The organism is Bacillus sp. Bos-x628, from assembly GCF_040500475.1.
Lineage (GTDB): Bacteria > Bacillota > Bacilli > Bacillales > Bacillaceae > Bacillus > Bacillus maqinnsis.
The window spans coordinates 2217124-2238006 of record NZ_CP159358.1 but is presented as its reverse complement, the minus strand read 5'-3'; the positions used below and the strand labels follow the sequence as shown (position 1 = coordinate 2238006).

Here is a 20883-nt window from a genome sequence, read left to right as displayed (position 1 = left end):
CTTTTTTAAAATTTAAACAAATATTAAAGAGCAAGATATGGTGTCTTTCTTTTCTAGCGTTATAATAAAGATGAAGGGAGGTACAGTGCGTGTGGACCATCTGTTTTAATGAGTTTAAGCAGCTCTTTAAGAGTACAAAATCCATTTTAACAATTGTGATTATTTTCTTTCTATCTACTTTTGTATCAAGTCTTCCTTTTGTCGCAGCGTATCAAGATGTATGGCAGCAGGTAAAGGACCCTTATTCGATTGGAAATGAACTGGTGATCTCATTATTTGGTTTTTTCCTTATTTTTTTATGGTCTCATGATATTTTGAGTCGCGAAATTTATTTGAAAACGATTCGTTTTCTTGTGAGCAAAACGACACGTCTGAATATTGTCATTGGGAAATACCTTGGATTGATGCTATTTTGGTTCAGTTGTATTATGACGACATATGTTTTGAACATGGTCATTTCACACCGTTTTCAATTCTCTGATGCCTTCAAAACATTGACTTTTATCAGCGTGGGCATCTCGTTTGCTTTGTTTTTATCTATACTCTTTCCGACGCCGCAGAGATCAATGTTTGTTGGGATGTTGTTTTCATTTCTTTTTCCGATCATCAGTGTGATATCTGTTTTTTCATCAGAATGGTTTATCCACTGGTTTCAATTCATGACCCCCTATTATTATGCACGCTGGAGGGAGCCGCTTACCTTTATGCTGATAAATGCGGCATTGACCACTTTCTTACTGATTGGAACAGCGCTCCTGTTTCAGAGGAGGGATGTGTAGGTGCTTCAAACAAAAGGGCTGACAAAAATATATCGGACGAAAGTAGCGATAGATCATATTGATCTAGAAGTACAAAAAGGAGATGTCTTCGGACTAATCGGACCAAAAGAAGCGGGGAAAACTACGTTTTTCAATATCATTACGGGTTTCTCTCGTCCGACTTCTGGCACTTTTACGATCATGAATGCTACTTCCTTAAAAAAAGTGAGGCATCAAATAGGCGTTTTGCCCGAATATACAGATTTATATGAAGGACTCACCGCAATTGAGCATGTTGCCTATTTATCTAAAATAACGGGATCACGTCAGAAGACAAGCTATTATGAAGAATTGCTCGAATTCGTCGGTTTGCGCCCCTATCAGCATGAAAAAATAGGTGCCTTTACATCTGGCATGAAGAAACGTCTAGGAATGGCACAGGCAATCGCCCATCAGCCTGAATTTATTTTACTCGATGAGCCTTTTGCTGATATTGATTCAGATTCCATCATGCACATCCAACAGGTGATTCAAGCACTCAAATATGAAGGGAAAACGGTACTTTTAACGGCTGACAGTCCAAGGTTTACAAGGAGTATCTGTACAAAAGCTGTGTTCATTTCTAAAGGAAAATTAGTGCCTCCAAGTACTCACCCCCTAGAGAAAACCCTCACGTCCTCAAACATTCGTGTTACCTTCAAACATGCATGGATTGATGATGAGGTGAAACCTGTTCTCACGCAGTACTTGCAAAGTGTGGGAACAGATCTTGTGATCAGTGATGATGAGACCTCATTGTTGATTCATTCAGAAGCCCGAATCCCTGCTATTATCCGTGCCTTCGTTAAATGTAAGGTAGATCTATATCGAGTGATGGCTCAGGATGACGTTATATCCTCATAAAAAAGTACCGTACGCTGTTTGCACGGTACTTCTTCTTTGTTGATAGAAGTTTACTCATATATATGCCGGTTTCTGCAAAGCCCGATTTCTCGTAAAGCGAACGGGCCATTTGATTTTGGGCAAAAACTTGCAGCGAGAGTTTTTGCACCCCTAATGTCTTTGCTCGCTTCTCTAATGCAGCAATGGCTTGTTTCGCAAAGGCTTTTCCCCGGTAAGTCTCAACTAAGGTAAAGTTATACATAAAGCCTTCTTGTTGAGGGTGATGCGGATCGTGATAGAGCCAAACCCAGCCAGTGGCTTCTTCCCCGTTTCATAAATTCAACAGCTCATGATTTTCTGTATAAATGCCGTTGGGAGGCAGACTGTTAAATTGATCTTCTGCATTCTCAAGCGCTTCTTCCTCGGCCCATGTACCAGCCAATACCTTTTCTTCTGCATATCTCTTAATGGACGCCTCCATCAATAAGGCGTCATCTGATTGTGACATCGGTTGTAATGTAACCAATCGTATTCCCCCTTTCCATCTTCATATGATGAGCATGCAAAAAAACCAGTCCCATCATGGAACTGGCTATCCGCCAAATTGGTCGGTTTGGGAGAGTTTGATCTCTACCGACTTTTTCTTTCCGCTTCGATAAAATTGTACCTTTACCTTATCGCCGACTTTCTTTTGATACAAATATTTGCGCAAATCCACAATATTTTGTACGTTCTTTCCATCAAAAGATGTCACCACATCCAGCTCTTTTAATCCCGCTTTTCCTGCTGGAGACAAAGGTTCAACGCTCATCACTACGACACCTGTTGTCACTTTTGTTGGCAGTTTCAACGTTTCCTGCCAATGATAGCTTGCGATATCTAGTAATGATTTCATACCAACGCCAAGGTATGGACGTTTGACTTCACCATAGCGCTCTAAATCTTCTATAACAGGGATCACAAGGTTAGCTGGAATAGATAGCCCGATTCCTTCTACCTCTGATTCAGCAATCTTCATCGAATTGATGCCGATTACTTTCCCGTCCATATTGATAAGCGCACCACCACTGTTCCCAGGGTTGATGGCGGCATCCGTTTGTAAGACTTCCGCATTCCAATCGGTCTGACCGTCTCCATTTGAATCAACTGGAATGGCACGTTCCGTACCAGAAATAACACCTTGTGTGACAGATCCTGCAAATTCAAGCCCTAATGGATTCCCAATGGCAATCACAGGTTCACCGGGTTTTACATGATCTGAATTACCAAATGTAGCAGTTTTTTTGATCTTATTACTTTTTACTGTCAGCACAGCTAAATCCATGAGCTGATCGCTTCCCACGAGGTTTGCCCCGATTCTTGTCCCATCTTGCAGACTCACTTCAAGCTGATTCGCTCCTTTGATAACGTGATGGTTCGTCACGATATAAAAGGTATCGCCCTTTTTTTTATAAATTACACCCGAACCGCTGCCTGCTTCTCCGCCTTCGTCCCAAAAGCTCGACTTCTGGATGTTAATGACGCCAACGACAGTATCAGACATACTAGAAACAACTTTCGTCACAGCATCATTGACGTTAACATTGACAGTTTTTATAGGGCCTTCTGATGTTTGCTGTTCTCCAGCACGCTGCCATCCAAAGGAACCGCTGCTCTGTCCATATACATATGGGAAAAAGAATCCCATTAAAAAAGCTCCTACTAATACACCGATCAAACCAGATAAGAAATATCCTTTTCTGCTTCGTCTCGGCTTCCACTCTATATCGCGATAATCCACTATGTTTCCTTCCTTTCAGTGAATAGATGATGTATATAGTGTTGGTAAGATGCTCCTATCTTAATCATACGATTGTAAAAATCATACGGCGCAAAGCGGGGTCGCCTTTTTCGGGTCAGTATCATATAAATCAAAGCCATCTCCCACTACAAAGCCCTTCATTTCAAGCGTCTGCTGAACTGCCATGCGGGCTAAATCCTTCATATTGTTGTCTTGACTTAAATGAGCCAAATAAATACGGGAAGTGGCATCACCAATGACCTCTGTCATGGCAAGGGCGGCATCTTCATTTGATACATGCCCGACATCACTTAGTATTCTGCGTTTAATGCTCCAAGGATATCTCCCCATTTGCAACATTCCGACATCGTGATTACTCTCAAATACAAAGGTATTCGCCGATTTGATAATCCCTTTCATCCGATCACTCACATAGCCTGTATCCGTCATGAGGGCAAGCTTGCGCCCTCCATAATGAAACACATAAAACATTGGCTCTGCTGCATCATGAGACACACCAAATGACTCGACATCAAGGGCTCCAAATGATTGAACAGTCTCCATATCAAAATGGAACTTCTGGTCTGTCTCGATCTTACCGATTTGGGATTCCATTGCCTTCCACGTTTTCGCATTTGCATAGACGGGCAGCTTGTACTTTCTTGCCATGACACCGAGCCCCTTAATATGATCTGAGTGCTCGTGTGTCACAAAAATTCCGTCCAAGTCTTCAGGCTTTCGGTCGATTTGACCAAGAAGCTCGACCATCTGTTTGCCGCTTAAACCAGCATCCACCAAAAAGGCGTGCTCGTCCGTTTCTAAATAAAAAGCGTTCCCCGTACTTCCGCTCGCTAGTACACTGAACTGCAAGCTCATGTTCTCTCACTCCATTGAAGATTTGTCATCTTTCTCTATATGATCAAGTGTTGAACCGTCGATGGCATTGATCAAATATTCTTCCTCGGTCTTTTTCTTTGAACCAGCTACTGTGCCTTCAAGCTCCACTCTCCATACAGGAACCATGACTTGAGTACTTGCACCTGGATATTGTGTATAGTAGCCGAGTTCTACCTTTTTCACTGTCGTGTTCTGACTCAGCATGTTTTGTGTATATAAGTCCTTAACCGTTTCAAGCGCTGGGATAAGGGTTTCTTTTCTCACTTCATTAATTGACGTGACCATCGACTGTTGATACGATACGACTTTGTTCTCGTCATTCATCTTCAACGTAATTTTTCCAATCGTTTCGGTTTCGTCCAAGCCTTCTTGGAAGATGTATTTCCCTTTATATGTTTGGAAAAAGACTATCTCCCCTGCGTCTTCATCAATACTCCACAACTTATAGTTCTTCCCATCAAGCAAACGCTGGTTCACTAGGTTCGTTGCCGCAGTTTTGATATCTTTTTTCGGCAGAGCCACCGGATCTTGAAATGTCATTTCGAGCACAGTCACAGGATCATCCTTGTCTGTTTTAGGGAATGTACTCTTGACCTTTTGATCAGATAACCCGTCAACATCCTTTTTCGTAAATTGCTTCTTTTCTGCTGTAATGCGGTATCCAATCTTTGCTTCATCTGACAGATTGCCATATTTAATACCATCTGCTTTCATTTCTTCAAGTGTATCGGTTTTTTCTATAATAGCAAAATGATCGGTTGAGCGTTTTTCGAAGTATTGAAAACCTAGAAAAATATCGAGAACGAGAAAGGCTAGGATGAAGATCGTTTTGGTCTTATTCCACTCCATTATTCTAGCTCCCCTCTGCCAGTAAATCTTTCGTTAGGATCACTGTCTTGCCATTATATTTCATACACCACACTGGCTGTAGCCATACAAAAAGTGCTCGATCCTGATCTGATGCGGTTGAAGCGGCTTGATAGGCTGGGAAAATCTGTTCAATTTTCTCAAGATCATCATATTTCGTCTGCTTGATAATCAAGTCCTTGAGCTCTGTACCATTCATCAGCTTGACCTGTTCACTTTGGCTCGCCTTGTTGCCGAGAATATAGTTTGGACGCTTGTAATTCAAAATGTCATCATTTGCCCACTGGACTTCAAGGGATGTCATACCAAATGGGTGCTTCGTGCTGTTGATAATTGGAAGACCGTCCATAAACATATTAAAGGATAGCTGCTGATTGCTGTTAATCCCGAAATATTGATAATCATCGGTAAAGCTTCCTGTATCATTGAAATATTTTACACTTCGCTTAATCAAATCTCCCGTTTGAAACACTGCGCTGGAGTTGATATTGCGATGCTGGTATTGTATGCGGTGATCTTTTTGATTCGCCTCGAGACGACTTGTACCATCAGTATAAACCGTTCGATTTAAATTGGACTCTTCACCGACAAGACTTGGGTCTGTAAACAAGGCATCCTTGAATTTACTCGTCTTAATCGTTTCAATAAAGAACATTTTGGATTCAAGTTGCATTTGCTTTCTTGGTAGTAAGAAATCTCTTTTAGAATTTGATGAGAACGTATATAAGTCATAGCGCGGCATCTTGTTTTGAGCTGCTGCGATTCTTGACATCAGGTTACGATAGTTTGGCGACTCAATGGTCAGCTCAAGCACAGATTCCTTGCTATATGAGACCAAATATACCTTCTTATATGCCTTGTCCTGCTGGGAGAACGGAACAATCATTCGGTCAAACGAATTGTATTCAATTGATTTATTCGGCCATTTAAACAGCGCTTGGAAAATATCAATTGGAATTGGATCATTAAAAACAAGATCCAATGTCTTTCCTTGACCTCCCTGTCCGTAGAAGAAATTCTTAAATCTCTGCTCGGAATATTGGTCAGACACATCCTCAATTTCCTTGACATCCCAAAGGCTGACATCATTCCAAAAGTTTTGAAAGAGCTCCTTTTGGTCCACTTTAAAATGCTCGCCATTTGAATGAATGAACATCTCACGCGGCTTGATGACATCAATGAGGCTTCGAGGCTCATCACTTGAAATCTTCTTCGTTTCCACGACCTGTGTGCCAGTGTCCGCCTGATCTTGCATGACTGGCTGGAACATCCAAATATTCCACGTAAACACAAGACTGATCGCAATTAGGATTGTCAATATTATGGTTTTAAAGGTCTCACGCTTCATCCCAATCATCCTCTTGTTCTTCATTGTAAGGAAGGGTAAAGGTGACAGTTGTCCCTTTTCCTTCAATGCTGTCAGCCCAAATATCTCCGCCATGAGCCTGTACCATTTCCTTCGCAATCGCAAGGCCTAGACCGGTTCCGCCAAGCTTTCTCGTTCTCGCTTTATCCACTCGATAAAAACGTTCAAAGATTTTATCCATATCCTTCTTCGGAATACCGATTCCTTCATCTTTGACGCTGAATAACACAAGCCCTTTTTCCTCATCCAGATCCACTGTAAAGGTGATATGCCCACCCTCTGGTGAATATTTTAAGGCATTAGAAATAATATTATCGAGTACCTGTGTAATTTTGTCTTGATCAATTTCAACATAAATTTCACGATCAGGGAGATTGCGGATGAATTCCACATGCTGCTCCTTCGTCATTTCAAAGCGGTCAATCACCAAAGAGATAAACCTGATAAAATTCGTCCACTCACGATTGAATTGATAATCCTTGCTATCAAACTTCGATAACTGCAGCAGGTCATTTACAAGCCTGATCATGCGCTCTGTTTCATTTTGAGTCACACTCAAGAACCTTGGGGCAAGCTCTTTATCACTAATAGCTCCCTCTGCAAGTGCTTCAAGGTAGCTCCGCATCGTAGTTAAAGGTGTACGAAGCTCATGGGATACGTTCGCTACGAATTCACGTCGTTCAGCATCAATTTTCTCCTGCTCTGTTACGTCATAAATCACCGCAATCAAGCCGTCAATCTTCCCATGCTCTTTCTGGATAACAGAGAAATTCACACGTAAAATAGCTAGTTGATCTTCTCGTTCAATTTCAAGTAGCATAGAATCTTGATTTTCGACCAAATCTTCAAATGTATGAGTTTCTTCCAGACCGAGCAATGACGTAATTGGCATCTCAAGCGCTGTTTCACGTGAAACATTCAGAAGCTCTAATGCTGGGCTGTTTAAAAGAATAATGGCCCCATTTTGATTTGTCGCAATGACACCATCTGTCATATAGGCAATAACGGAAGAAAGCTTTTTCCGCTCACCTTCTGTCATGAGCTGGGCTTCCTCCAATTCTCTCGTCAGATGATTAAACGTCGTCGCAAGCTGACCAATTTCATCATGACCATACTTTCGAACCTTTCTGGAAAAATTCCCTTTAGCCAGCTCTATCGCTTGTTTCCTCATATCCGAAATTGGATGTGTGATGGTTCTGAATATGAATATACCAAGTAGAGCGGTTATCCCAAGGGCAAGTAGCGTTCCTGTTGCCAAAATCGTATTAATGGTTCGCATTTGGTTAAAAACACTTTCCATAGATGAAACAACATAAATCACACCAACGGTCTCTTGATTTTCATTCTTCACTGCTGTCGCTGAAATGCGGACACGTTTATTAGAGGTTGGATCATAGAATTTCTTCTCGTAATCTTTGCCGACAGCGAAAATACGACTGATAATTTGATCAGTGATTTTCTTGCCGGCAATCTCTTGATTTCCATTATTCACAGAGGCAATGACTTCTCTGCTTTCATCAATAAAACTGACTTCGGAAATTTCATTAGACTCATCTTTATTGTTAAAGTCGTTTAAGATCTTTTGAGCATCCTCTTTTAATTCAGCCTTGCTTTTCGATGAATCTTGTTCTAGGTAATACGATAACGAGTATATTCGCTGATTCAAGGAATTATCATAGGAATTAATTAAGGACTGCTCTAGCTGCTTCACAAAGTACACGCCAATGATCTGCATAGCAACAATGATCAGCAGCACGTAGATTAATGTCAATTTAAAATGAATCGAGCGAAAAAAACCTACTTTACTCATATGAATCTTAGTCCTGCTCTGGGTTTCTTAAATAGTAGCCGACGCCTCGTCTAGTCACGATCCAGCTTGGATGGCTGGGGTTGTCTTCAATTTTCTCACGAAGGCGGCGGACCGTTACGTCCACTGTACGAACATCTCCGAAGTAATCATAGCCCCACACCGTTTGCAATAAGTGCTCACGTGTCATGACTTGTCCAATATGCTTCGCTAAGTAATGAAGCAATTCGAACTCACGGTGCGTCAATTCAATCGTTTCATCTCGCTTAGACACGACATAAGCATCCGGGTAGATGACTAGTGATCCAACCTCAATATCGTTTGATTCAGATTCTTCCTCTGTCTGAGGAGCAATGATCTGTCTTCTTAGATTCGCCTTAACACGAGCAAGCAGCTCACGTGTGCTGAACGGCTTCGTAACATAATCATCCGCACCAAGCTCAAGACCGATCACCTTATCAATTTCAGAATCTTTCGCTGTGAGCATAATAATCGGCATGTCATACTTCTTTCTCACTTCACGGCATACTTCAACTCCATCTTTGTTTGGAAGCATGATGTCGAGCAAAATGATATCAGGCTTGATTTCTTCCACCATTTCGAGTGCTTCATTGCCGTCATATGCACAATGAACTTCATAACCCTCTTTTCTTAAGTTAAATTCCAATATATCAGCAATCGGTTTTTCATCATCTACGACAAGAATCTTTTTTTCCATTATGATTTCCTCCTGCATTTTTATCATCTATGTCATTCATTTTTGCATGTCTCATTATGCCTTTTTCGTCCAAGGAAAAAAGGCTCACTGTCTATTATAACGTTTTACGAGGAAAAGATAAAAATAATAACGGCATTCTTTTCTAGTAAACGCTGGATAACGTTGGATATGGTAGACTTATGCTCAAAAAAATTGATGTCTTTTTCCTTTTTTATTGAAACTTTTCCAATCGTCAATCGTCTATATAACTGTAACGTCTTCTTCTTATGGAGCTGGGCCCTACCTAGGTCCGGCTTCTCCCTTTTTTATGCCTTCTTTTCAATAATAAAAACGCACCTGCGATTGCAGATGCGCTTGAAAGTGGCTCGGGACGGAATCGAACCGCCGACACACGGATTTTCAGTCCGTTGCTCTACCAACTGAGCTACCGAGCCATCATCAAAGTGATGAAACCATTTTCATATGTATAATGGCGGTCCGGACGGGACTCGAACCCGCGACCTCCTGCGTGACAGGCAGGCATTCTAACCAACTGAACTACCGGACCTCAGTAACTTACCCGAAAAAGCAATCGTGGTGCTCTTTCAAGCAAGTGAGGAAAAAATTAGCTTAACGCTAAAGTAAATCAATGACCCGTACGGGATTCGAACCCGTGTTACCGCCGTGAAAGGGCGGTGTCTTAACCGCTTGACCAACGGGCCACAACATGGTGAGCCATGAAGGACTCGAACCTTCGACCCTCTGATTAAAAGTCAGATGCTCTACCAACTGAGCTAATGGCTCTCGGCTTATGAAAAGTGAATCTGAAAAAACTGTATTACGTCAAACCAATAGCTTTCAAAAAAAAGCTAGAATCGCATGCTAACAAGTTTCAGAGACCTTTGCAACAACGAGATTTATAATATCATAGAGTCATTACATATGGCAATACGTTTTTCGACATTTTTTTTAAAAGTGTCAGATCTGATTTCTCCTGTAAAATGATTAGCTTCTGTGCGTTCTTTCCAGCCTCCTTTTTCAAGCACATAGAAGCGTTTAACACATGACAAAACTGGATATATATGTGACAACAAGTGATATTGACAAAGGAGGAAGCAGAATGAGTTCATTTCGATTAGGAGATAAAATGCCCAATTTTTCACTCCCAACGGTGAAGGGCGAACACATTGATTTTTATCAGCATTTAGAGGAACATCAGAGCTGGCATCTTATTATCTTCTTTAGAGGTTCATGGTGCCCAGTCTGTGTAGAAGAATTAAAAGAGTTAGAAAAGCAGCAATCTTACTTTCAGGACAAGGATATTCACTTAATGGCGATTTCAACGGATCAACTTGAACACCTGAAGGAATTAGCTGAAAAAGAGGGGCTCTCCTTCCCAATCATGTCTGACCAAGAGCTCACTTCATTAAAAGCATATGAAGTATACTATCACGGAGAGGATGCGCCATATGAAGATCACGGTATACACGGTGAACCAGCCTATTTCTTATTAAATGAAAAAGGTCAGGTACTCTATCAACAGAGACAGACGAGTCCGTTTGGCAGACCGCATGCCAATGAACTGCGCAAAATCATTCAGTACATCCGTCAAAATCTAAAAGGTCAATATAAAAATCTCAATTAAAAAAGCTTTCAAAGTGAAGTGACCCCCTAAATTTAGACACAGGTTCTTGTTAGACAGGTTTTAGGGCATGAGTTCGGTGTTGAATCGGACTCATGCCTTTTTGGAACATTCCCTGTGTAATCCCTCTTTTTTTAGCGATTCATTTGATAATGCCAGCCTTACGCCATGGTGCAATGATCGCAATATAGAAGATGGACAGAAACGGTGAAAAGGCATAGCGCACACCGAACTCAACCCATTCATTCGCCGCAAAGACAAGGGCATTGTAGTGCCGAGAAGTCAGTTCCACTGAAATGAAAGAATATTTAAACAAAAAAATACCAGTAAAATATGAGATTTTACTGGTATCTTATCAGTCTATATCATTTGATTATGGACGGTACACGCTGCGGACGACGTTCGTTTGTGAACGGTCTGGTCCGACTGAGAAAATCGAAAGTGGAATACCTGTTAATTGAGAAATGCGTTCTAAATAATGACGAGCATTTGCAGGCAGTTCACTTAGGTTCTTCACTCCTGTAATATCCTCTGTCCAGCCTGGCATTTCTTCAAAGACAGGCTCACATTTTGCTAATTCATTTAGACTTGCTGGGAATTCTTCTGTGATTTCACCGTTCAATTTATAAGCCACACAGATTTTTAATGTTTCAATGCCTGTCAGCACATCGATTGAGTTAAGTGAAAGATCTGTTATACCGCTTACTCGGCGAGCGTGACGGACAACCACACTGTCAAACCAGCCAACACGGCGCGGGCGGCCAGTTGTCGTACCGTATTCACGTCCGACTTCACGGATTTGATCTCCAATTTCATCATGAAGTTCTGTAGGGAAAGGACCATCTCCAACACGTGTTGTGTAAGCTTTTGAAACGCCGACAACATGTTGGATTTTCGTAGGACCTACTCCAGATCCAATCGTCACTCCTCCAGCAACTGGGTTAGATGACGTGACAAATGGATATGTCCCTTGATCAATATCAAGCATGACGCCTTGTGCTCCTTCAAAAAGAACACGACGACCTTCATCTAGTGCATCGTTCAGTACAACTGATGTATCAACGACATACTTTTTCACTTGCTGACCATACTCATAATACTCGTCTAAAATATCTTCAATTTTAAAACCTTCTGTGTCATACATTTTCTCTAGAAGACGATTTTTCTCTTCTAAGTTTCGGGAAAGCTTCTCTTCAAACACTTCACGATCTAATAGATCTGCAATGCGAATTCCAACGCGAGCTGCTTTGTCCATATAAGCTGGTCCAATTCCCTTTTTCGTCGTCCCGATCTTGTTAGCCCCTTTCCGCTCTTCTTCTACCTCATCCAATTTTAAATGATAAGGCAAAATGACATGGGCTCTATTGCTGATTCTGAGGTTTTCTGTACTCACATTCCGTTCGTGAAGATACGCAAGCTCAGTGACCAACGCTTTAGGATCTACCACCATTCCATTACCGATAACGCATATTTTTTCTTTGTAAAAAATACCGGACGGAATGAGATGTAGCTTGTAAGTCACTCCATCAAATTTAATTGTGTGACCTGCATTGTTTCCCCCTTGATAACGGGCAATCACCTCTGCATTCTCTGAAAGGAAATCGGTAATTTTCCCTTTCCCTTCGTCACCCCACTGCGTACCTACTACGACTACTGAAGACATATCGTGCACCTCCGTTAACCTTTCAAAACGTTATCTCTTTCAAACACATTTATTCTATCAATGCAATATGAAAAAGTCAACGCTAAATCCGAACATTAATATCTGAAATTAAAATTTTGTTCGTTTTAACTATGAGGAAAAGCACTTTAACCTACACTTTCACTCCAAATTAAGTTCTTTTCAAGTAAACAGAAAAAGAAGACACTGTGATTGCCTTTCTTGCATCTGCCAATCGAGATGAAAGAAGTTTGAGCATCCACATACATTCGTCATCCTCAAAACCCGCATATCGTTCGGTCTCAGCATCCATTTCTAGATAGGAGCACCACTTGCTCGGTTAGAAGCATCCACTGCAATAAAAACACAATACACATCACGAGAACTTACCTCTTAATATTCCTGGCAGCATGTGCTTAAAGTTGCGTATAATCCCCAGTTCATCACACTTCCTTCTGGGGCGTTTTTTATAAGTCTGGTGTAATCCCTTCTGTATTCATCAACACCACCCGATACCCATCCGGATCTTCAATCGTCACTCCTCCTCGATCCCAGTATGGATTAGTTGAAGGAACCTGTCGTCCCCCGAAAGAGATAAGCCTTTGTTTCACCCTCTCAAATTCTTGCTCGTCAGGAATATAGAAAACAAGAAGCTGTTCTGGATGCGGATGAGGAATGGTCTCTTCGTCTTTATATTTTGTGATTTCTAAATGAACATGCTGGTGGGGAAGCCCAAGCATGACGCCATCATATCCTTCATGCTGATTAAATGAGCCAATTCTTTTCAGACCTAAGCCTTCTTCATAAAATGACACGACTTCACGCATGTTGACCGTTGGGCGTGCAATTCGTAATTGAGCAGCTTGGAACTGTTGAAAATTCATATTTCATCACTCCTTTTCTCCTCTTAGTATACAATCTCTTTTTCTCTCCCTCCTCCTCATTTCGATCGTTTTTCAATCATTCTTTCGATGTATATTCATCAAAAAAGCCCAGCATCATGAGCTGGGCTTTAAGCACCGGGTGGAACACCCGTATCGTCAAATCTTCTTTCGAGATTCACGAATTTGTTATATTCTTTGACGAACGCCAGTGATACCGTACCAACTGGACCGTTACGCTGTTTGGCAATAATGATTTCAATAATGTTTTTATTCTCTGATTCTTTGTCATAGTAATCATCACGATATAGAAATGCCACGATATCAGCATCCTGCTCAATACTTCCTGACTCACGAATATCGGACATCATTGGGCGTTTGTCCTGACGCTGTTCAACACCACGGGAAAGCTGTGATAAGGCAATCACCGGAACTTCTAGTTCCCTTGCAAGTGATTTCAATGCCCTAGAGATTTCAGATACCTCTTGCTGACGGTTATCGCTTGATCGTCCGCTCCCTTGAATGAGCTGGAGATAGTCAATCAAAATCATGCCAAGACCATTCTCTTGCTTCAAGCGACGGCATTTCGACCGGATCTCACTCACCCTAATCCCAGGTGTATCATCAATAAAAATCCCGCTGTTTGATAATGAGCCCATCGCCATTGTCAGCTTGCCCCAGTCCTCTTCTGTCAAGTTACCGGTTCTAAGGTTCTGTGCATTTATATTCCCTTCTGCACAAAGCATACGCATGACGAGTTGCTCGGCACCCATCTCTAAACTAAAAATTGCAACGCTTTCGTCTGTTTTGGTGGCAACATTTTGTGCAATGTTCAGTGCAAATGCTGTTTTCCCTACTGATGGACGAGCCGCTACAATAATCAAGTCATTTCGCTGGAACCCAGCTGTCATCCGGTCGAGCTCAGAGAAACCCGTAGGAATCCCTGTGATATCACCTTTGCGGTTATGAAGCTGTTCAATATTATCATATGTTTGAACAAGAACGTCCTTGATATTTTGAAAAGTACCTGAGTTTTTACGCTGTGCCACTTCCATTATGGTTTTTTCAGCATCACTCAATAGATCTTCTACTTCATCCTCACGTGTATATCCATCTTGTGCGATATTTGTTGCCGTGCGAATCAGACGTCTTAAAATTGATTTTTCTTCGACAATTTTTGCATAGTATTCAATGTTAGCAGCAGTTGGTACGGAATTCGCAATATCGGTTAAATACGAAATCCCGCCTACCTCTTCTAGTAAATCTGTATTGGCAAGTTCTGAAGTCACCGTGACAAGATCAACAGGTTCTCCTCTGTCACTAAGTACAAGCATCGCATTGTAAATCTTTTGATGCGACATTCTATAGAAATCCTCTGGAATTAATACTTCAGAAGCGAGCGTTAGCGCAGATGGTTCTAAAAAAACAGCACCTAATACGGCCTGCTCGGCTTCTATATTTTGCGGCGGCAGCCGGTCATTGAGAAGTTCCGTCATGCCAAGCACCGTCCTTTCATAAAAAAATACGCTACTCATCATTTTAACATTTTCATCAATAAAAAAGTGAAAAACATCGACTATAGTCAAAATTACCATGCCAATATTTCATTGAACAGTGTATTTTTTTGAGAAGTGAAAAGGTATGAGACGTACTTGTGCTGGTGGGCGTAATGCTGTTGGTCCTCTCTTAATTGGGATTCTCTTTGACATACACATCATTGGACAACATCTATCATCATCTATGATTCACGTTCCTAACTGCCATGCGTGCCGGACGCAATGTCTCCAATTCAGACCTATCTTAAAAAAAGATCCCGTCTCCGATTAGATAGAGACAGGTTCCTTTTTGTTTATGCTTGTTCTTTGACGTGTACCTTTAATGTTGCTTGTACTTCCGGATGAAGCTTAACAGGCACATTCGTGAATCCTAATGCACGGATGGCATCGTTGAGCTCGATCTTGCGTTTGTCGAGTTTGATTTGATGATCTTTTTGCAATTTATCAGCGATTTGTTTGCTTGTAATGGAACCGAACAGACGACCGCCTTCACCTGATTTTGCAGTGAGTTCAACTGTTAATTTTTCAAGCGTTTCTTTTAATTGTTTCGCTTGTTCAAGCTCTTGGATGGCAGCTTTTTTCTCTTTGTTTTTCTGCCCTTCTAATGCACTTAGGTTCGTTGGATTCGCTTCAATGGCGTAGCCTTTTTTGATCAGAAAGTTGTGAGCGTATCCGTCAGCTACATTCTTTACTTCGCCTTTTTTCCCTTTGCCTTTTACATCTTTTAGAAAGATCACTTTCATCTTTGAATCCCTCCTTCGAAATATTCGTCTATGGCATCTTTCAATTTCTCTACCGCTTCTTCAACGGTTATATCATAAATTTGGGTCGCAGCGTTAGTCAAATGACCGCCGCCTTCTAACGCTTCCATGATAATTTGTACGTTTACATCACCTAGCGATCTTGCACTAATGCAAACTGTACGTTCATCTCGTCTAGCCACAGCAAATGATGCTTCGACCTCATTCATTGATAACAATGAATCGGCTGTCTGAGCAATTGTAATTTGATCATAGTACTCAGAGCTGTCAGGTGGCAATGAAGCGATCGCTACATGATTTTGATACAGCTCAGTATGTTGAATGAGCTTTGCTCGTTTAATATACCGATCGACTGTTTCTTTTAAGAATTTTTGAACAAGGACAGGATCTGCTCCTTTTGCACGCAGGTAAGAGGCAGCATCGAACGTCCTAGAACCTGTTCTTAACGAGAAGCTCTTCGTATCAACAATAATCCCAGCAAGAAGTGCAGTTGCTTCAATCATGTTGATGCGTAATTTCTTCGGCTGATACTCTAATAGCTCTGTGACAAGCTCTGCAGTGGATGAAGCATATGGCTCCATATACACAAGTAAAGGATCACGGATAAATTCCTCGCCCCGTCTATGATGGTCAATGACAACAACATGTTCAATTTTATTGAGCAGTCGTTCCTCCATTACGAGTGACGGCTTATGCGTATCGACCACCACAAGCAATGTGTCATCTTTTGCAAGCTCCATCGCTTCCTCTGGGGTAATAAAGCGAGACCAAAGTTCTTCATAATTCTTAATTTCACTAATTAAGCGTTGAACACTATCCCCAATCTGGTTAGCATCAATGACGATATAGCCTTCTTTTCCATTGGCCTGTGCGACCTTTAAAATACCGATAGATGCACCAATCGAGTCCATATCTGGGAACTTATGCCCCATGATCATCACATTACCGCTTTCAGACACGATTTCTTTTAATGCATGTGAAATGACCCGTGCCCGTACTCGTGTCCGTTTCTCCATTGGATTTGTTTTTCCGCCGTAGAATTTCACTTTACCGTTCGGCTGTTTAATCGCTACCTGGTCCCCGCCTCGCCCGAGAGCAAGATCAAGACTCGATTGCGCAAGTGCACCAAGTTCTTTTAAGGAAGGAACAGACGCACCAATTCCGATACTAAGAGTTAACGTGGCGCTATGTGCCCCTGTTTTTTCTCGGACTTCGTCTAATATAGAGAATTTCGACGCTTCAAGCTCTGCTAAGATGCTCTCATTTAATACAGCTATAAAACGTTCAGAAGAAATGCGCTTCAGGAAAATGCCGTATTGTTGTGCCCAATTGTTTAATAAGGAAGTGACTTCACTATTAATGGTACTACGCACCTGATCATCAAGACCTTGCGTCACATCGTCGTAATTGTCTAAAAAGATATAAGACAGCACCGTTCGTTCATTTTCATATTGCCTTTCAATCTGTACCTGCTCTGTTACATCGAAGAAGTATAAAAGACGCTCTGCTCGCTTAATAATCACCTTGAATTTCCGGTCGTTCAGCGTCACATTTTCTGTCTCTACTTCCTGTTTAATCAGAGGCACAATCGATTCAAATGTATCGTACAAGGATCTGCCGACAAGTGTACTTTCATGAAAGCACGAAGCGAGAAATGGATTTGTCCATTCAATATAATATTGATCATTAAAAAGCATTATGCCAATGGGCATTTCCATTAATGCTTCTTCTCCAACCTTTTTAACTCGATAGGATAATGTTGAAATATATGAGTCAATCTCTTTTTGTACTTGTTTGTCCGCCCACTTTAAGAAGTAAAGCACACCTGCAAGTAATAAAAGACTGACCCCTCCTATGATCCAATTAAAATAAAGGTTGAGGAGGATTGTGACCACCGCAAGTACAACTAAAGCGAAGATCGGATACTTGATGACGGGTTTTCTATAGAAGCTTGGCACTGATATCAACTCCTCAACATTCAGAGTGAATTATTAGTTTTTTACTTTATCTCTCAAATCAAAGCCTATGTCGGCAATCCCCAGAATACGAACTATCATACCCACTGGGGGTAATAATATCGTTAACACAATGGCAAAAATGGGTACCACTTTTGAAATGTTTTTTTCGTGGCAATAATAGAAGATAAAAGAAAACCCCTGAATAAACACTAAAATAAATAAAATTTGAAACGCACTCGTTTGAACAAGCCATAAAAAACTGCCTTTTTCTGTTTGAATCAGCATCAAAAGCAGTGTGAGTAAATAATACCATACCATGCTTTTTGGCAGCCGCATATCCTTAAATTTCTTGAGAGCCGGCATATCTTTGACAAACCGTTTCATCAGAGGCTGTACCATCCAGTGATTCATTAAAGCCATAAGTGTAGCGAGAATCAATGTCATGACAGGTAAAGCCCCAATTGCTGTATTTTGCAACTCTCTAAGTTGTTTGAGTTGTTTCGCTATCTCTTGTTCAGAAGCACCTGATTGCTTTAATACACTCTCAACCATAGGGGCCGTTTGCTCAATAGCTTCCTTTACGATACCTAGCACATCCACCTGAAAGAGCTGAACACTAATCACAAAGTAGATGAGAAAGCTTGCTAAATAGATTAACGCACCCGTAATGACCGCATTCCCAGGCTGCTTCTTTCTGTACAAAACGCCCATACCTACGCCAGCAGCAACTAACATTGGTGCATTGATCAGCCCAGCAACCGATCCAATTAAAAAGCTGATCACTATGCCAATAGCACCAGCAGCAACCCCTTTTTTCAAGCCATACCTGATTGTATAGAGAATGATAGGTATTGGAGCAGCCAGATAAAAGATAATGGCTAATAGCGGCGCATACAAATAAAACAGCGAAATGACAGAAAAAATGCTGATCATGATGGCGCCTTCTACCAACGCTTTTGTTTGTTTCACACCTTCACCTCTGTCCCATCATTTTTCTATATTTTGCTCAACTTGTGATTCTATGTATACGTTCTATGTATGGTCAATCATGTCTTGCACAACCTTTATTTTACCATAGCGTCAAATATCAAGTAAAATGCAGGCTACCTTAAACGTTTCACGTGGAACACAACTGATTGATTTGAACATACAAGCTTTCCATACACCGTATTACAATTTTTTAGATTTCTTAGCGATAACCCCTGAATTCAAGATCAAAAGCTGTTAGAATAGAAACATCATCAATAAATGTAAGAAGGAGAATTCACATGGGAAAAACACTCGTATTCGGACACAAAAATCCTGACACAGACACGATTTGCTCTGCAATTGCTTACGCTAACTTAAAAAATAAAATTGGCGTTGAAGCAGAAGCTGTCAGACTAGGAGAAATCAATGGAGAAACACAATATGCTCTAGATTTCTTTAAACAAGAAACTCCTCGTTTGATTGAAACTGCCGCAAATGAAACAAAACAAGTCATTCTTGTTGATCATAACGAATTCCAACAAAGTGTAAGTGATATTGATCAAGTACAAGTGACTGAAGTCATTGACCATCACCGAATTGCAAACTTTGAAACAAGTGAACCACTTTATTATCGTGCTGAACCAGTCGGTTGTACGGCAACAATCCTAAACAAAATATACAAAGAGTACAAAATCACCATTGAAAAGGACATCGCTGGTTTACTTCTATCTGCTATTATTTCTGATTCATTGTTATTCAAATCCCCAACATGCACGCAACAGGACATTGATGCAGCTCATGAATTAGCGAAAATTGCAGGGGTGGACCCAGAAGTATATGGCCTAGACATGCTGAAAGCAGGCGCTGATCTGAGCCAAAAAACAGTTCAAGAATTAATCACACTTGATGCAAAAGAATTTTCTCTAGGTAACAGCAAAGTGGAAATCGCTCAAGTGAACACAGTTGATATCGCGGAAGTGACTGCGAGACAGGCCGAAATTGAAGCGAAAATCAATGAAGTCATCGCAGCGAAAGGTCTTGATCTATTCGTTCTAGTGATCACAGACATTTTAGAAAATGACTCCCTTGCTCTTGCACTCGGTGCTGAAGCAGAAAAAGTAGAAAAAGCATTTAACGTTACACTTGAAAACAACACAGCTCTACTAAAAGGTGTTGTATCCAGAAAGAAACAAGTGGTACCTGCACTAACGGACGCTCTTTCTTAATTAATACGACAAGACTGCTGACAGACACGTTCAGCAGTCTTTTTTACGAAAACATGAAAAAAACGTCCCTTTCAGAACGTCTTTTTTTAGTCAATATATTCATTGCTGACAAGAATACCCTTGAGAACACTTGTTGAAAATTACATATTACCCATGTCTGGTGCCACATCATGTTCTAAAGGAAATCACGAACTTGACTTTTGAATTGCTATATAGAAGTTTTACTCTGGCTGAATCTTCTTCTTGGACCTATTTCCTCTTTACCATTCGAATAGATTTTGTTTGAATCCTCTTTCATCTGCTTTATACATTATTTCTTCTGTCACTTTATATCGACCCAAAGATAGAATTTGGACACGCATCATAGTTGATGAATCAATTGGATGATGAAGCTCAATGTCTGTATCACAATATAAAATATTGGATGGATATACGTAGAGACAATGTATACGAATCGGCACGGTCATCCCGCAACAGATAATTAAAACATGTATTGTACACTAAGAATTCTTGCCTTTTTTAATCCATTCTGCCACATTGACTGTGCGTTTCGCCTGATGTTGAACAGCCGCTTCTGCGTCCTCTTGAATCTTTCCATTTTGGTCCACAGTGACACTCACACCGTAAGGGTTACCCCCTGCTCCGTATAGGGAGTCATCTGTGTATCCAGGAGCGGCAATAATCGCTCCCCAGTGGAACATGGTCGTGTAAAGACTGAGAATGGTCTGCTCCTGTCCGCCATTTGGATTTTGTGCAGATGTCATTGCACTTACGGCTTTGTTCGCTAATTTTCCTTGGAACCACAAGCCACCAGTCGTATCTAAAAATTGCTTCATCTGTGCTGGCAGATTACCAAAACGTGTTGGCATACTAAAGATGATCGCATCAGCCCACTCTAAATCACTTAATTGAACCTCTGGTACAGCTTTTGTTTCCTCTAAATGTTCTTTCCATGCCGGATTTGATGCAACAACTGATTCTGGTGCCAATTCAGGAACCTTTAATACTTTTACTTCAGCGCCAGCTTCTTTCGCTCCAGCCTCAGCCCATTTCGCCATCTGATAGTTTGTGCCTGTTGAACTATAATAAATAATCGCTAGTTTTACATTTTCCATTTGTTCCAGCTCCTTTTGTTTGGTTTGCCCAAAAAGCTTCTGTAAAAATCCCACCTGTATT

At 41.1% G+C, this 20883-nt stretch carries 19 protein-coding genes, 4 tRNA genes and 1 pseudogene; 4 read left to right on the top strand and 20 right to left on the bottom strand.

Annotated features, from left to right (window positions below; all coding sequences use genetic code 11):
- Positions 1-89 precede the first annotated feature (89 nt).
- The gene (locus ABVJ71_RS11620) at positions 90-779 is read left to right on the top strand and encodes an ABC transporter permease subunit (protein ID WP_353854143.1); all 690 of its coding nucleotides are present in this window, start codon (positions 90-92) and stop codon (positions 777-779) included.
- Positions 780-1661: an ABC transporter ATP-binding protein gene (locus tag ABVJ71_RS11615; RefSeq protein WP_353854142.1), complete on the top strand. Its 882-nt coding sequence runs from the start codon at positions 780-782 to the stop codon at positions 1659-1661.
- Here ABVJ71_RS11615 and ABVJ71_RS11610 read toward each other — a convergent pair.
- The 11 genes and pseudogenes from ABVJ71_RS11610 to ABVJ71_RS11560 form a co-directional block, all read right to left on the bottom strand.
- Positions 1648-2148: pseudogene (locus ABVJ71_RS11610) on the bottom strand (GNAT family N-acetyltransferase). The gene ABVJ71_RS11615 and the pseudogene ABVJ71_RS11610 sit on opposite strands and share 14 nt — an antisense overlap.
- Before the next feature lie 84 nt (positions 2149-2232).
- Positions 2233-3420 (bottom strand): S1C family serine protease, encoded by a 1188-nt coding sequence (locus ABVJ71_RS11605; protein WP_353854141.1) that lies wholly within the window; start codon positions 3418-3420, stop codon positions 2233-2235.
- A gap of 81 nt (positions 3421-3501) precedes the next feature.
- A complete protein-coding gene (locus ABVJ71_RS11600) occupies positions 3502-4296 on the bottom strand; it encodes an MBL fold metallo-hydrolase (protein WP_353854140.1) in 795 nt (264 codons plus the stop codon).
- 6 nt (positions 4297-4302) lie between these two features.
- Positions 4303-5166 (bottom strand): two-component system regulatory protein YycI, encoded by an 864-nt coding sequence (yycI, locus tag ABVJ71_RS11595; RefSeq protein ID WP_353854139.1) that lies wholly within the window; start codon positions 5164-5166, stop codon positions 4303-4305.
- A gap of 4 nt (positions 5167-5170) precedes the next feature.
- On the bottom strand, positions 5171-6532 hold the full coding sequence (yycH, locus tag ABVJ71_RS11590; protein ID WP_353854138.1) for a two-component system activity regulator YycH: 1362 nt from the start codon (positions 6530-6532) through the stop codon (positions 5171-5173).
- On the bottom strand, positions 6522-8360 hold the full coding sequence (walK, locus tag ABVJ71_RS11585; protein ID WP_353854137.1) for a cell wall metabolism sensor histidine kinase WalK: 1839 nt from the start codon (positions 8358-8360) through the stop codon (positions 6522-6524). Before walK ends, yycH begins: the two co-directional genes overlap by 11 nt.
- 7 nt (positions 8361-8367) lie before the next feature.
- Entirely contained in the window at positions 8368-9075 is a 708-nt protein-coding gene (yycF, locus tag ABVJ71_RS11580; protein WP_353854136.1) for a response regulator YycF, read from the bottom strand.
- Between the two features lie 361 nt (positions 9076-9436).
- A tRNA-Phe gene (locus tag ABVJ71_RS11575) sits at positions 9437-9509 on the bottom strand.
- Positions 9510-9545: 36 nt separating this feature from the next.
- Positions 9546-9622 (bottom strand) — tRNA-Asp (locus ABVJ71_RS11570).
- Between the two features lie 82 nt (positions 9623-9704).
- Positions 9705-9776, bottom strand: a tRNA-Glu gene (locus ABVJ71_RS11565).
- A gap of 6 nt (positions 9777-9782) precedes the next feature.
- Positions 9783-9858: transfer RNA gene (locus ABVJ71_RS11560), tRNA-Lys, on the bottom strand.
- Between the two features lie 316 nt (positions 9859-10174).
- On the opposite strand from ABVJ71_RS11560, the gene ABVJ71_RS11555 reads away from it, so the two are divergent.
- The gene (locus ABVJ71_RS11555; protein ID WP_353854135.1) at positions 10175-10699 is read left to right on the top strand and encodes a redoxin domain-containing protein; all 525 of its coding nucleotides are present in this window, start codon (positions 10175-10177) and stop codon (positions 10697-10699) included.
- 139 nt (positions 10700-10838) lie between these two features.
- Here the strand turns inward: ABVJ71_RS11555 and ABVJ71_RS11550 are convergent, their stop codons facing one another.
- The 7 genes from ABVJ71_RS11550 to ABVJ71_RS11520 all read right to left on the bottom strand — a co-directional run bounded on the left by ABVJ71_RS11550 (position 10839) and on the right by ABVJ71_RS11520 (position 18481).
- Positions 10839-10988, bottom strand: a complete 150-nt coding sequence (locus tag ABVJ71_RS11550) for a hypothetical protein (RefSeq protein WP_353854134.1) — start codon at positions 10986-10988, stop codon at positions 10839-10841.
- Positions 10989-11069: 81 nt separating this feature from the next.
- Positions 11070-12359, bottom strand: a complete 1290-nt coding sequence (locus tag ABVJ71_RS11545) for an adenylosuccinate synthase (RefSeq protein ID WP_353854133.1) — start codon at positions 12357-12359, stop codon at positions 11070-11072.
- A gap of 464 nt (positions 12360-12823) precedes the next feature.
- Positions 12824-13240, bottom strand: coding sequence for a VOC family protein (locus tag ABVJ71_RS11540; protein WP_353854132.1), 417 nt, complete (start codon positions 13238-13240; stop codon positions 12824-12826).
- Positions 13241-13368: 128 nt separating this feature from the next.
- Positions 13369-14733, bottom strand: coding sequence for a replicative DNA helicase (gene dnaB / locus ABVJ71_RS11535; RefSeq protein WP_353854131.1), 1365 nt, complete (start codon positions 14731-14733; stop codon positions 13369-13371).
- Between the two features lie 353 nt (positions 14734-15086).
- Positions 15087-15536 carry a 50S ribosomal protein L9 gene (rplI, locus tag ABVJ71_RS11530; RefSeq protein ID WP_353854130.1) on the bottom strand — a complete coding sequence of 150 codons (450 nt, stop codon included), beginning with the start codon at positions 15534-15536 and terminating at the stop codon, positions 15087-15089.
- Positions 15533-17512 (bottom strand): DHH family phosphoesterase, encoded by a 1980-nt coding sequence (locus ABVJ71_RS11525; protein ID WP_353854129.1) that lies wholly within the window; start codon positions 17510-17512, stop codon positions 15533-15535. Before ABVJ71_RS11525 ends, rplI begins: the two co-directional genes overlap by 4 nt.
- A gap of 33 nt (positions 17513-17545) precedes the next feature.
- A complete protein-coding gene (locus ABVJ71_RS11520) occupies positions 17546-18481 on the bottom strand; it encodes a YybS family protein (protein WP_353854128.1) in 936 nt (311 codons plus the stop codon).
- Positions 18482-18780: 299 nt separating this feature from the next.
- Here ABVJ71_RS11520 and ABVJ71_RS11515 point away from each other — a divergent pair, with 299 nt between their 5' ends.
- Positions 18781-19707: a manganese-dependent inorganic pyrophosphatase gene (locus tag ABVJ71_RS11515; RefSeq protein WP_353854127.1), complete on the top strand. Its 927-nt coding sequence runs from the start codon at positions 18781-18783 to the stop codon at positions 19705-19707.
- 260 nt (positions 19708-19967) lie between these two features.
- Here ABVJ71_RS11515 and ABVJ71_RS11510 read toward each other — a convergent pair whose 3' ends face one another.
- On the bottom strand, positions 19968-20174 hold the full coding sequence (locus tag ABVJ71_RS11510; RefSeq protein WP_353854126.1) for a hypothetical protein: 207 nt from the start codon (positions 20172-20174) through the stop codon (positions 19968-19970).
- Between the two features lie 33 nt (positions 20175-20207).
- Positions 20208-20822 carry an NAD(P)H:quinone oxidoreductase gene (wrbA, locus tag ABVJ71_RS11505; protein ID WP_353856644.1) on the bottom strand — a complete coding sequence of 205 codons (615 nt, stop codon included), beginning with the start codon at positions 20820-20822 and terminating at the stop codon, positions 20208-20210.
- Positions 20823-20883: the final 61 nt, after the last annotated feature.

Excerpts from the sequence above, each read along its gene's own strand:
- ABVJ71_RS11600 (WP_353854140.1), bottom strand. The coding sequence starts at position 4,296 with ATGAGCTTGCAGTTCAGTGTACTAGCGAGCGGAAGTACGGGGAACGCT.
- yycI (WP_353854139.1), bottom strand. The coding sequence starts at position 5,166 with ATGGAGTGGAATAAGACCAAAACGATCTTCATCCTAGCCTTTCTCGTT.
- yycH (WP_353854138.1), bottom strand. The coding sequence starts at position 6,532 with ATGAAGCGTGAGACCTTTAAAACCATAATATTGACAATCCTAATTGCG.
- walK (WP_353854137.1), bottom strand. The coding sequence starts at position 8,360 with ATGAGTAAAGTAGGTTTTTTTCGCTCGATTCATTTTAAATTGACATTA.
- yycF (WP_353854136.1), bottom strand. The coding sequence starts at position 9,075 with ATGGAAAAAAAGATTCTTGTCGTAGATGATGAAAAACCGATTGCTGAT.
- ABVJ71_RS11555 (WP_353854135.1), top strand. The coding sequence starts at position 10,175 with ATGAGTTCATTTCGATTAGGAGATAAAATGCCCAATTTTTCACTCCCA.
- ABVJ71_RS11545 (WP_353854133.1), bottom strand. The coding sequence starts at position 12,359 with ATGTCTTCAGTAGTCGTAGTAGGTACGCAGTGGGGTGACGAAGGGAAA.
- ABVJ71_RS11540 (WP_353854132.1), bottom strand. The coding sequence starts at position 13,240 with ATGAATTTTCAACAGTTCCAAGCTGCTCAATTACGAATTGCACGCCCA.
- dnaB (WP_353854131.1), bottom strand. The coding sequence starts at position 14,733 with ATGACGGAACTTCTCAATGACCGGCTGCCGCCGCAAAATATAGAAGCC.
- rplI (WP_353854130.1), bottom strand. The coding sequence starts at position 15,536 with ATGAAAGTGATCTTTCTAAAAGATGTAAAAGGCAAAGGGAAAAAAGGC.
- ABVJ71_RS11515 (WP_353854127.1), top strand. The coding sequence starts at position 18,781 with ATGGGAAAAACACTCGTATTCGGACACAAAAATCCTGACACAGACACG.
- ABVJ71_RS11510 (WP_353854126.1), bottom strand. The coding sequence starts at position 20,174 with ATGACCGTGCCGATTCGTATACATTGTCTCTACGTATATCCATCCAAT.
- wrbA (WP_353856644.1), bottom strand. The coding sequence starts at position 20,822 with ATGGAAAATGTAAAACTAGCGATTATTTATTATAGTTCAACAGGCACA.